This window comes from Staphylococcus caseorum, from assembly GCF_049943195.1.
Lineage (GTDB): Bacteria > Bacillota > Bacilli > Staphylococcales > Staphylococcaceae > Staphylococcus > Staphylococcus equorum_A.
The window spans coordinates 311,973-323,961 of record NZ_JBNFUA010000001.1 but is presented as its reverse complement, the minus strand read 5'-3'; the positions used below and the strand labels follow the sequence as shown (position 1 = coordinate 323,961).

15 protein-coding genes and 1 riboswitch are annotated in these 11,989 nt (G+C 34.5%); of the genes, 1 reads left to right on the top strand and 14 read right to left on the bottom strand.

Going from position 1 to position 11,989, the window contains the following annotated elements; translation table 11 throughout:
• Nucleotides 1-2 precede the first annotated feature (2 nt).
• Nucleotides 3-102: riboswitch (TPP riboswitch) on the bottom strand.
• Nucleotides 103-322: 220 nt separating this feature from the next.
• Nucleotides 323-1,078, bottom strand: coding sequence for a transglycosylase family protein (locus tag ACP3TL_RS01685; RefSeq protein ID WP_285336838.1), 756 nt, complete (start codon nt 1,076-1,078; stop codon nt 323-325).
• Nucleotides 1,079-1,559: 481 nt separating this feature from the next.
• Nucleotides 1,560-1,979: a single-stranded DNA-binding protein gene (locus tag ACP3TL_RS01680; RefSeq protein ID WP_046466128.1), complete on the bottom strand. Its 420-nt coding sequence runs from the start codon at nt 1,977-1,979 to the stop codon at nt 1,560-1,562.
• Nucleotides 1,980-2,169: 190 nt separating this feature from the next.
• Here ACP3TL_RS01680 and ACP3TL_RS01675 point away from each other — a divergent pair, with 190 nt between their 5' ends.
• Nucleotides 2,170-2,610 (top strand): YwpF-like family protein, encoded by a 441-nt coding sequence (locus ACP3TL_RS01675; RefSeq protein WP_046466129.1) that lies wholly within the window; start codon nt 2,170-2,172, stop codon nt 2,608-2,610.
• A gap of 62 nt (nt 2,611-2,672) precedes the next feature.
• On the opposite strand, the gene fabZ is transcribed toward ACP3TL_RS01675, so the two are convergent.
• The 12 genes from fabZ to ACP3TL_RS01615 all read right to left on the bottom strand — a co-directional run bounded on the left by fabZ (nt 2,673) and on the right by ACP3TL_RS01615 (nt 11,897).
• Entirely contained in the window at nt 2,673-3,113 is a 441-nt protein-coding gene (gene fabZ, locus ACP3TL_RS01670) for a 3-hydroxyacyl-ACP dehydratase FabZ (RefSeq protein ID WP_046466130.1), read from the bottom strand.
• A 57-nt stretch (nt 3,114-3,170) separates the two neighbouring features.
• Nucleotides 3,171-4,436: a UDP-N-acetylglucosamine 1-carboxyvinyltransferase gene (gene murA, locus ACP3TL_RS01665; RefSeq protein WP_285336840.1), complete on the bottom strand. Its 1,266-nt coding sequence runs from the start codon at nt 4,434-4,436 to the stop codon at nt 3,171-3,173.
• Nucleotides 4,437-4,543: 107 nt separating this feature from the next.
• On the bottom strand, nt 4,544-4,777 hold the full coding sequence (locus ACP3TL_RS01660) for a DUF1146 family protein (protein ID WP_046466132.1): 234 nt from the start codon (nt 4,775-4,777) through the stop codon (nt 4,544-4,546).
• 321 nt (nt 4,778-5,098) lie between these two features.
• Nucleotides 5,099-5,503 (bottom strand): F0F1 ATP synthase subunit epsilon, encoded by a 405-nt coding sequence (locus tag ACP3TL_RS01655; RefSeq protein ID WP_002507082.1) that lies wholly within the window; start codon nt 5,501-5,503, stop codon nt 5,099-5,101.
• A 19-nt stretch (nt 5,504-5,522) separates the two neighbouring features.
• On the bottom strand, nt 5,523-6,935 hold the full coding sequence (gene atpD, locus ACP3TL_RS01650) for a F0F1 ATP synthase subunit beta (RefSeq protein ID WP_046466133.1): 1,413 nt from the start codon (nt 6,933-6,935) through the stop codon (nt 5,523-5,525).
• A 22-nt stretch (nt 6,936-6,957) separates the two neighbouring features.
• Nucleotides 6,958-7,824, bottom strand: a complete 867-nt coding sequence (gene atpG / locus ACP3TL_RS01645; protein ID WP_046466134.1) for an ATP synthase F1 subunit gamma — start codon at nt 7,822-7,824, stop codon at nt 6,958-6,960.
• Nucleotides 7,825-7,854: 30 nt separating this feature from the next.
• Nucleotides 7,855-9,366 carry a F0F1 ATP synthase subunit alpha gene (gene atpA, locus ACP3TL_RS01640; protein WP_277575916.1) on the bottom strand — a complete coding sequence of 504 codons (1,512 nt, stop codon included), beginning with the start codon at nt 9,364-9,366 and terminating at the stop codon, nt 7,855-7,857.
• Nucleotides 9,367-9,386: 20 nt separating this feature from the next.
• Entirely contained in the window at nt 9,387-9,926 is a 540-nt protein-coding gene (locus ACP3TL_RS01635; RefSeq protein ID WP_046466136.1) for a F0F1 ATP synthase subunit delta, read from the bottom strand.
• Nucleotides 9,926-10,453 (bottom strand): F0F1 ATP synthase subunit B, encoded by a 528-nt coding sequence (locus tag ACP3TL_RS01630; RefSeq protein WP_021339776.1) that lies wholly within the window; start codon nt 10,451-10,453, stop codon nt 9,926-9,928. The genes ACP3TL_RS01635 and ACP3TL_RS01630 overlap by 1 nt, the downstream gene beginning before the upstream one ends.
• 96 nt (nt 10,454-10,549) lie before the next feature.
• Nucleotides 10,550-10,756 carry a F0F1 ATP synthase subunit C gene (gene atpE / locus ACP3TL_RS01625; protein WP_002507076.1) on the bottom strand — a complete coding sequence of 69 codons (207 nt, stop codon included), beginning with the start codon at nt 10,754-10,756 and terminating at the stop codon, nt 10,550-10,552.
• 39 nt (nt 10,757-10,795) lie between these two features.
• Nucleotides 10,796-11,518, bottom strand: a complete 723-nt coding sequence (gene atpB / locus ACP3TL_RS01620; RefSeq protein WP_046466137.1) for a F0F1 ATP synthase subunit A — start codon at nt 11,516-11,518, stop codon at nt 10,796-10,798.
• Between the two features lie 28 nt (nt 11,519-11,546).
• Nucleotides 11,547-11,897, bottom strand: coding sequence for an ATP synthase subunit I (locus ACP3TL_RS01615; RefSeq protein WP_046466138.1), 351 nt, complete (start codon nt 11,895-11,897; stop codon nt 11,547-11,549).
• Between the last annotated feature and the right edge of the window lie 92 nt (nt 11,898-11,989).

Sequence of the window (11,989 nt, the reverse complement as noted above, 5' to 3'; positions counted from 1 at the left end):
AATTATAAATTAAACTACTTTCCTACGTTGGCATTAACCAAATCAGGTCGTAAGGGTCTGAACTAAATCATCTCAGCCATAAAGGCTCCCCTAGTAGATTTTCATATATTATTATTTCTTTAAACATAACAAATGTAGTGTGACATTGCAAAAGAACGTACTTCAATAAAAAATCTATGTTGTATATATCATAGATAATTGTACAGTAACTAACTACAAGCTGTAGTTGTCTTAGCAGAAAATATGTACAAAAAAAGTGCCAACAAAGTCAGAAACTTTGTTGGCACTGTTCTATATTATTAATAATTAATTACTGACTAAATTATGCAGTAACCCATTGTGAAGCGCCTGCAGTGTTATAAAGTTTAACTGCTGCTGCATCTTGTACTGATTCAGGTGCTTCTGTTGGAGATACACCTTGGTAAGCTGCTGGAGCTACTGAATCCCAAGTGCTTTGTAGGAATTGGTATTTACCTGCTGCACCTGATGATGGGTTAACAGCGTTAAGGTCGCCGCCTGATTCACGTTGAGCAATTGCTTGTAAATGAGAGTTTACATTTACTGATGAACCACTTGAAGCTTCACTTGATTCTTTTGAAGCAGATTCTTGTTGTGGTTGTTGAGTTGTTTCAGTTTTTGGTGCTTCTTGTTGAGCTGGCTCTGCAGCTTGTTCAGCTGGTGCTTCTTGTGGTGCTTCTTGTTGAGCTGGCTCTGCAGCTTGTTCAGCTGGTGCTTCTTGTGGTGCTTCTTGTTGAGCTGGCTCAGCTGCTTGTTCTGCTGGTGCTTCTTGCTCTGCTGGTGCTTCTTGTTGTGCAGGTGCTTCAGTTGATCCTCCACCAAAGCTCCAGCTAAAGTTTGTACCATCTGATTCAAAGCTATAGTCTGTACCATTATAATTAAAATCTATGTCATAAGCGCCTTCTTGTACAGGTGCTTCATTTAATTGTTCTGAATTTGATTGCGCTAATTGAGCTAATTCTGCTTTGTCTACGCCTTGTTCTGAAGCGTCAGCTGAATTTACTGCTCCTGTTACGCCTAATCCTAGTGCTAAAGTTGATGCGATTACTGTTTTTTTCATTGTTAAAAAGTCCTCCTATAAGGTGATTAATTTATTTTATGATTAATTTGCAAGTACAACTATACCATTCAAAAAATCTTTGTAGGTTACAGTGAAATAAAAAAAATAAGCTTTTTTTTACAACCTAATTACATCAACAATACTCATTTTTATGTATATTTAAGCATATAAGCACTATCATGATAACCTTTTGTACTATTATTGGCTCTATATCCTTGTAATATTGTCGTAATTAAACTGATTATTCTGTATTATGAAAATGCTATAACTCGCATTTTTAAGATGTTTTGTGAATTGAAATTTACAGTGCTTTTACATTCCTTTATTTTTTGTCGCATATATTTATGGATATAATATGTAAAGCTATTCCCCTAGATTGGGCATTATTAAGAGGAATAGCCTGAAAGAAGTATAATTGATAGTAGGATTTAATGTATATTAATTGGAATAGTTTAATGTGGGATAAATTTTAAGTGGGAGTTTATACAATTTCGTATATATCATTTTCTTGAATATTAATTTCGTTGAATGATTCATGTTCTTGCTCTAATGGGAATGGTTCAAAAAGTTCATCAGTTTCATTTTTAATTCGTGGAGACATGAATTTAATTGTTTCAATATAAAGTTCTGATACAAAATGTATCTGTCCTTCTTTTTCAAATTTACGTGATTGCATTTGTCCTGTAATACCTACAAGTGATCCTTGATTGATATACTTTTCAATATTGTCAGCAATTTTACCAAATGCTTTACAATACAAATAATCACAGACTGTATTTTGATCTTTATCTTTATAGTTTCTATTTACCGCTACACAAAAGGTAGCTAATTTCTTTCCCTCCTTTTCATAAATTTTGGGATCTTTTGTTAATCGTCCTACAATGACGATGTTATTTATCATAGGTCACCTCCTTTATGTTTTAATCATAATTAAATTTATAAATTGAGTCAAAAATCACTTTTTCATAAACCAAAAAGTAAATTACTACTAATTTCTACAAATTTCACCTTTCTCTTTTGAAATTACGTTATAATGATTATATAAATGCAATTATAGTAGATTTTAAATTAATCAATTGGATGTGAAGACGATGAAAACATTTAAAGCCGTTCGATTTCAAATCGTATCAGAAAATGGCGGAGTTACTGAATATGAATTAGAAGATGGAGTCATTATAAATAAAGAAAATAGTGGTACTGGCTGGTTGCTTGAAATCGTCATTTCAGACTTCCATTATGAAACTATGAAACAGCATATGAACAATGAAGATCTCTTGGATATTCGCGTTGTCATTACACGTCCAGCTAATGATCCTGCGCTATTTGACGCAACGATTAAAAACATCAGTCAATTAGATGGCACTATTTCTGTAGTTTTTGAGTGTCACATCTATACTTTGAGACAAGTTTATGCAGAAAGTTTATTAGAACAGTTGATTGACGAAGGCCTAACTGGTGAAGAATTGAAAAAATCATTTAATCGTATGATGCAATCTAAACCAAGACTTAAAGATGAAAGATTCGAAAAGTAAATACTAAACACAAAAATGCCTTAAGGATTTAGTAGAATTCACAAATCCTTAAGGCATTTTATTTATGCTTTATCTTGTATTGCAAATGTTAATTCACAACTACATGCAAGTTGACCATCAACAGTTGCTTTCGCAGTCCCTTTTCCAATTGGTCCACGCATCTTCGTTATTTCAACTTCTAACTGCAAAGTGTCACCTGGTGTGACTTGTTTTTTAAATCGACATTTATCGATACCCGCAAATAATGCAAGCTTGCCCTTATTTGCATCACTATTTAAAATAGCTACCGCACCTGTTTGTGCTAGGGCTTCTGTAATTAATACGCCTGGCATAACTGCAAATTCAGGAAAATGTCCTTGGAAAAATGGCTCATTCCCAGAAACTTGTTTAATAGCAACACAACGTTTGCCCTCTTCATATTCAATCACGCGATCAATTAATAAAAAAGGTTGTCTGTGTGGAATAATATCTTTAATTTGATTATAATCGAAAATTGTCTCCATCGTTTGCTTCCTCCAAATCTTCTCTCGTTGCGAGTTCTATATTAATACATTGAAGTATTATTTTTGTGTACGTTTGATATCGGCACCTAAAGATTTTAATTTACCATGTAAATCTACATAACCTCTATCTAAGTGTATTAACTCAGTAACTTGGGTTGTGCCATCAGCTACGAGTCCTGCTAAAATAAGTGCCGCAGCTGCACGTAAATCTGTTGCTTTTACTTGAGCGCCTTGAAGCTCACTTTTACCTTCAATTTTTGCGCTTCTACCTTCAACCTGTATCTTAGCGTTCATGCGTTTGAATTCTCCAACATGCATAAATCTATTTTCAAATACTGTTTCAGTCACTACTTTATGGCCGTCTGCTGTAAGTAACAATGCCATCATTTGTGATTGCATATCTGTTGGAAAACCTGGATGAGGAAGTGTTTTAATATCTACAGGATTTAATGGACCATCTGCTGTAACACGTATCGTATCACCTTGATAATCTAAATTTACGCCCATTTCTTCTAATTTATAAACTAAACTTGTCATGTGTTCTTTAATAGCTCCGTTTACAATTATATCACCACGTGTAATTGCACCTGCAATAAGTAACGTTCCTGCTTCAATTCTGTCAGGAATAATCGAATGTTCCACACCATGTAATGCTTCAACACCATGAATAGTTATCGTATCCGTACCGGCGCCTACTACATTACCGCCCATTTCATTGATATAGTTTGCTAAATCAACAATCTCTGGTTCACGTGCTACGTTTTCTAATACTGTTTTACCTTCAGCTAATGATGCAGCCATAATGATATTCTGAGTCGCTCCTACACTTGGAAAATCTAAGTGAATTGAAGTACCTTTCAATCCATTTTCAGTGCTGGCATAAATAAAACCACCGTCCATATGGATATCGGCACCCAACTCTTCAAAGCCTTTGATATGTTGTTCGATAGGTCTTGAACCAATTGCACAACCACCTGGCAATGCAACTTTTGCATGACCTAGACGAGCTAATAATGGACCCATTACAAGTATACTTGCTCTCATTTTACTCACATACTCATATGGTGCCTCTTCATTTAATTCCTTTGTAGCATCAACAGTGACAGATTCTTCTTCTTTATTGTATGAAACATCTGCGTTTAATGTTGAAATCACATTATTAATCGTCTCCACATCAATAAGTGCTGGTACATTCATAAGTTTACTAACACCTTTTGATGCTAATAGTGAAGCAGTTAATACTGGTAATACAGCATTTTTTGCACCTGATACTTTCACTTCACCAGTTAATCTATTTCCACCATTAATCTCTATCATATCCATCTTAAATCCTCCACTTAACTACTTTTATATTTCATTAAAATTCATCTTTTTTTATGTACTCTTAAATTATTATATCTGTAAACCAAACAAAGATACAGATATTTGAATTATTGTGCTAAATATTTTATTTGAGTTGAAAATTGTAGTAAATCTACAATAAAATTACTTACTGCTGTACCTAACAATATTGCTAAAAATATCATACATATTTGTACTTGAGCTGGATACCCTTTTTTAAAAAATTGCTCTAACCTTATTGAGTTAAGTGCCCAATAAGCAAGACAAATACAAAGCACATGTAAGATAAGATGTACAACTGAAAATTGTCCTAAATACTCCATAAGCCATACTCCTCACTTGATACTATTCAACTATTTTACACGAAATTGGCTCTAAAAGATACTTAAGAACAGCGATCAAACCCCTAATATAACTAAATGTTATATTTTGCTATTCCCTAATAGCATAAAAGATATTCATATTAAATATAAAGATAAAAATATTTTATGTATATCGCGTGATAAAATTTTCTATATAGTAATTAAGCCAATTTATTTATAGGACATCCTTCAATAAAATTTACGAACTGTGAGAATGTTGAAATTTTTTATAACAAAAAAATGAAGTCCCTGTTGTTAGGAACTTCAAATTTCAAATAATATTTATTGTAAGTTAGCGACACGAATACGGTTGTTAGCGCGTTCTAACGCACGCTTAGCTCTACTAATGTCACTATTATCTTCTTCATTATTTATATGAGATTCTGCTCTAGATTTAGCTAATTCTGCTCTAGCTACATCTATTTCGTTAGCAGGTTCTGCAGTTTGTACAATAACCGATAATTTATCTTGTCTAACCTCAACAAAACCTTCACTCACTGCAATATATTCTGAACCATTATCAAAGTTAATTTTGACATAGCCAATTTCAAGTGCTGCAACTGTTGGAATATGTCCATACATGACACCGATCTCACCTGCAGTTGTTTGGAACACTGCAAGATTAACATCTTCTCGGTTGTTAACAGAACCATTAGGAGTGACAATATTTAGGCTTAATGTGTTCATTATCCATACCTCCTAATTTTTAAACTTCAACACCCATGTCTTTAGCTTTAGCAATTACTTCTTCCATACTACCAACAAGACGGAATGCATCTTCTGGGATATGGTCATAGTCGCCATCTAAAATTGCTTTGAAACCTTCTACAGTTTTTTGAACTGGAACGTAAGAACCTTTTTGACCAGTGAATTGTTCTGCTACGTGGAAGTTTTGTGATAAGAAGAACTGAATACGACGTGCGCGTTCTACAGTTTGTTTATCTTCTTCCGATAATTCATCCATACCTAAAATAGCAATGATATCTTGTAACTCTCTATATTTCTGTAGAGTAGATTGTACATCACGTGCTATTTCATAATGATCTTGTCCAACAATTGTTGGGTCAAGTGCTCTTGAAGTAGATGCTAACGGATCAACCGCTGGATAGATACCCATTTCAGTTAATTTACGTTCTAAGTTTGTAGTTGCATCTAAGTGAGCAAATACTGCTGCTGGCGCAGGGTCAGTATAGTCATCGGCAGGTACGAATACCGCTTGGATTGAAGTAACCGAACCTTTGTTTGTTGATGTAATACGTTCTTGTAATTGTCCCATTTCTGTACCTAATGTTGGTTGGTACCCAACAGCTGAAGGCATACGACCTAACAATGCTGATACTTCTGAACCAGCTTGTGTAAATCTGAAAATGTTATCAACGAATAGTAATACATCTTGTCCTTGTTCGTCACGGAAATATTCTGCCATTGTTAAACCAGATAATGCTACACGCATACGTGCACCAGGCGGTTCATTCATTTGACCGAATACCATTGCAGTTTTCTTAATAACACCACTTTCGCTCATCTCGAAGTATAAGTCATTACCTTCACGTGTACGTTCACCAACACCCGCAAATACAGAAATACCACCATGTTCTTGAGCAATGTTATTAATTAATTCTTGAATTAATACAGTTTTACCAACACCGGCTCCACCGAATAAACCGATTTTACCACCTTTGATATATGGTGCTAATAAATCGATGACTTTAATTCCTGTTTCTAAAATTTCAACTTTAGTAGATAATTCATCGAATGCAGGTGCTTCTCTATGAATTGGATCACGTCGAACTGAATCTTCGATTTTTTCATCTAAATCAATTGTGTCGCCAAGTACATTAAATACTCGACCTAGTGTAATATCTCCAACTGGTACGCTGATACTTTCACCACTATCTCGAACTTCTGTACCACGTTTAACACCATCAGTCGAATCCATTGCAATCGTACGTACTACATTATCGCCAAGTTGTAATGCAACTTCTAATGTAAGCGTGACAGTACCTTCATCTCTTTCAACGTCGACTGTTAAAGCATTGTTAATTTCTGGAACTTCATTGTGCTCAAAGCGAACATCAATTACTGGACCCATAATTTGTGTTACACGGCCTAATCCCATGCTTTTTTGCCTCCTTTAATAATTATTCAAGCGCAACTGATCCACCAACAATTTCAGTAATTTGTTGAGTGATTTCTGCTTGTCTAGCTCTGTTATATTCAATTGATAAATCATCAATAATCTCTGTCGCATTATCAGATGCATTTTTCATAGCAGTCATACGCGTCGCATGTTCACTTGCTTTTGCATCTAAAATCGTTCCATATATTAAACTCTCTACATACTGAGGTAGAATAACGCTTAAGATTGCTTCTTTGTCTGGCTCAAATTCATAAGAAGACATTTGACCATGTCCTAAACTTGAATCTTCTGGAGACAATGGAAGTACGGTTTTCATGGAAGGTGTATTTTCTAATACACTGACGAAATGACTATAGTAGATTTTAACCTCATCTACTGCTTCATCGCTATATAAATCTACCGCTTTTTTAGCGATCGCTTGTATTTCTTTAAATGAAGGTTGATCAGGTACTTCAACAAGTGAATCATGAATTTCATAACCTTTATTTTTAAGGAAGTCCACACCAGTTTGCCCTAAGACTAAAATTGAATATTCATCTTTGCTAGCATGTTTATTCTCAATATCGTTAACTAAATGCTTTAATACATTTGCATTATACGCGCCGGCCAAGCCTTGATCACTTGTAATGACAATATAGCCACTTTTCTTCACTTCACGTTGTTGTAACATTGGGTGATTTGAATTTTTATCTGCACCAGCAACCGCAGTAATTGCATCTTGCATTTTTTCCATATAAGGTCTGAATTGATTTGTATTTCTTTCAGCACGACGCAATTTCGAACTTGAAACCATGTTCATTGCTTTCGTAATTTGTTTCATCTTTTTAGTTGATTTTATACGTGTATCAATCTCTTTAAGAGATCCCATTATCTCACCACCTTTTATTTACTATAACTATTATGCTTCTGTTTTACTGAAACTTTTTTTGAATTCAGTAATAGCTGATTCAAATGCATCTTCGTTAGGTAAAGCACCAGAAGTTTTGATTTCGTCTAATAATTCAGAGGCATTTGATTTCGCCCATTGATTTAATTCTGCTTCAAAACGAGTGATATCTTCAACTGGAATATCATCTAAATAACCTTTAGTTAGAGCATAAATAATTAATACTTGGTTCTCTACAGGTAGTGGTTGGTTTTTATCTTGTTTTAAAATTTCAACAGTACGTTTACCACGTTCTAATTTTTGTGCAGTAAATTCATCTAAATCAGAACCAAATTGAGCAAATGATTCTAATTCACGGAAAGACGCTAAGTCTAAACGTAAAGTACCCGCAACTTTTTTCATTGCTTTAATCTGTGCAGAACCACCAACACGTGATACTGACTGACCAGCATTGATTGCAGGTCTTACACCAGAGAAGAATAAGTCTGATTGTAAGAATATTTGTCCATCAGTGATTGAAATAACGTTTGTTGGTACATATGCTGCGATGTCGCCAGCTTGTGTTTCGATAATTGGTAATGCAGTAATTGAACCGCCACCTAATTCATCGTTTAATTTTGCTGCTCTTTCTAATAATCTACTATGTAAGTAGAACACGTCACCAGGGTAAGCTTCACGGCCTGGAGGTCTACGTAATAGTAATGATAATTCACGATAAGCCGCAGCTTGTTTTGTTAAATCATCATAAACAATTAATACATCCTTACCATCGAACATGAACTCTTCAGCCATAGCTACACCAGAATACGGTGCAATATAAAGCATTGGTGCTGGATCAGCTGCAGAAGCAGAAACAATAATTGTATAATCCAACGCGCCTTCTTGACGTAATTTTTCAACGTTTGTACGTACAGTTGAATCTTTTTGACCGATTGCAACATAAATACAAATCGTATTTTGATTTTTTTGGTTTAAAATCGTATCAATTGCTACTGTCGTTTTACCAGTTTGACGGTCACCTATAATTAATTCACGTTGACCACGGCCAATTGGTACTAATGCGTCAATCGCTTTAATACCTGTTTGTAATGGCTCATCAACTGATTTACGATCCATTACACCAGTTGCTTTTTTCTCAACTGGGCGTGTCTTTGTTGTGTTAGCAGGTCCTTGTCCATCTATTGGTTGTCCTAATGGATTAACAACACGGCCAAGTAATTCTTCACCAACAGGAACTTCCATAATACGTCCAGTACGTTTTACTTCGTCCCCTTCTTTAATGTCGTCGTATGGGCCTAAAATTACGACACCTACATTTGACTCTTCTAAGTTTTGTGCTAAACCTAGAACGCCGCTATTAAATTCTACTAGCTCACCAGCCATAACATCATTTAATCCGTGGATTAATGCTATACCATCACCTATTTGTAGTACTGTACCTACATCAGTAACAGCCATTTCTGACTCATAATTTTCTATTTGTGAGCGAAGTAATGCACTGATTTCTTCAGCTTTAATGGCCATCTATGTCACTCCTTAAATTTTTATTTCACTCTAATAAATTGTTTCTCTAATTGTGCAAGGTCATTTTTAATACTTGCGTCCATGACTTTCGTTCCAACTTTAACTCGGACACCACCGATAAGGTCTGGATTGATTTTATTTGTAATCATGATTTTAGAGTAATTTGTACGTGATTTAATTATCGTATCAATACGTTCTAAATCTTCATCTGACAATTCATATACTGATTCAACTACAGCATATTCTTGATTGTGATGTTGATTAAATAAAGCTTCAAATTCTATATATATTTCATGAATGTAAGAAAGATGACGGTTACTTGCAAGAATCGTTAACATGTTTTGTAAGTATTGATTGGCATGACCAAACACTACTTTTGCAAAACTACGACGCTGTTGTACATCTTTTTGTGGATCTGCATCCAATGCTTGTAATTTTTTTGTTTCAGGTTGTACTGCTTCGTTGATTGTTGAAAATTCTTCGTACATCATTTCAAGATTGTTTGTGTCTTTAGCAGTATCAAATAAAGCCTTGGCATATTTTTTTGCTATGATAGCCATTATTTATCGCCTGCCTCTTTAATGTACTTTTCAACTAATTCTTTTTGATCTTTGCCTGAAATTTCTTTTTGAAGTACTTTTGATGCAATCAGTACTGAAAGTTCAGAAACTTGATTATTAATATCAGCAATTGCACGTTCTTTTTCACTGTTGATTTCATTCTGTGCTGTTTCAATCATGCCATTTGCTCTAATGTTTGCTTCATGAATAATTTCTTCATGCTGTTTGCGGGCTTGGACTTTAGAATCTTCTAAAATCTTTTGAACCTCATCTTGTGTTTCTTTTAGCGTTTGTTTGTTTTGTTCTTCTAACTTCTGTGCATTTAATTTAGCTTGTTCAGCATCATCTATATCTTTATTAATATCATGTTCACGTTGATCCATTACACCTTTTAACGGACCCCAAGCGAATTTTTTCAATAAAGCTACTAATATAAGAAAAGTTACAAGGGTAACAAGAATTGTTCCCCACTGAACACCACTAGTGTCAGCCGCACCAAGTACGAACATATTTGTCGTAGCAGTCACTTACATAGACACTCCTTTCATTCATTATAATTATAAGACATATGGATAAAAACGAACGGCGAAAGTCAACAAGACTTCGCCATAAAACTGGTTTAATTATAGTGACATGAAAGCGATAACTACACCGATGATTGGTAGTGCTTCAACTAAGCCAACACCAATGAACATAATACCCATTAATTGACCACGTGCTTCTGGTTGACGTGCTACACCTTCTACTGTTCTTGAAACGATAAGACCATTACCAATACCTGCACCTAGTGCTGATAAGCCGATTGCGATTGCTGCTGCGATTAAATTCATTTATAAATCCTCCTAATTTTTCTTTTTAATTTTTTTTAATTAATGACTGTCCTGAACTTTATGGGACATGTATACCATTGAAAGCATTACAAAAATATAAGCCTGAATTGTACCAATAAATATTGAGAACCCTTGCCAAACAATTAAACCTGGGATACCAATCAACCATCCCCATGCTGGGAAACCGATAACTAAACCTGCTAATAAACCAAGCAGTAACTCACCTGCAAAGATATTACCGTATAGTCGTAAACCTAATGTCAATGTTGAAGTGAATTCTTCAAAGATATTAATAGGTAATAAGAATATAGGCTTAGTATAGTTCTGGAAGTATCCTTTTGGACCCTTCATTTTAACACCGTAATAGTGTGTTAAAAGGATAACTAAAGTTGACAATGTCAAAGTAACAGTTGCATCAGCTGTTGGTGATTTCCACCACAGTGTATGACCTGAAATTAATTGAAAAGGTAATCCAATCATATTACTGACAAATATGAAGAATATTAATGTAACAGCAAGGAAATGGAATTGACCACCTTTAGACCATGCCATGTTACTTTCGATAACTCCTCTTACAAAGTCAAAAACCCACTCTATAAAGTTTTGCTTACCAGATGGACGTTTCTTGAGGTTGCGTGTACAAATAATAGCTATGACAAAAACAATAAGCGCTGTAATAACCAACATCATAATTGATGATAGGTTAAACACGATGTCTAGACCGAATACATTCCAACTGACTAGAGGGTCTTTATGATCCATGCTTTCTCACCTCTTTCATATTAAGATTTTATTCCTTGTGTAAAAACGGTTTCAAAACCATTAACACATAAGAAATCATTAAACCAATAACCACACCAATTATATTTATATAGTCCTTATAAAAATACCAAATACAACATGCAAGAATCACAATCAAATATCTCCAAACGTTGCCCGTTGAAATATGTATATTATCTTTTTGTTTAGCTTTCGCTAAGTAAAACTCGAAAGTAAAAGTATTAATAAGTGATCCAATCATGCCTATGATAAGTCCTAAAATAAATGGCGAACTTGTGAAAATAAACACAAATAACAGTACAACTATACCATATAAATAAAATTGTATATACTGTTGAAAAATGATGTTGAAACGTTTCATTACTGTGCCTCACTTCATTTTTTCATTCAATGATGAAAACCATTTCAATCATACAGTTTTAATAATAATATAGGGCGGTAAAGGTGTCAATT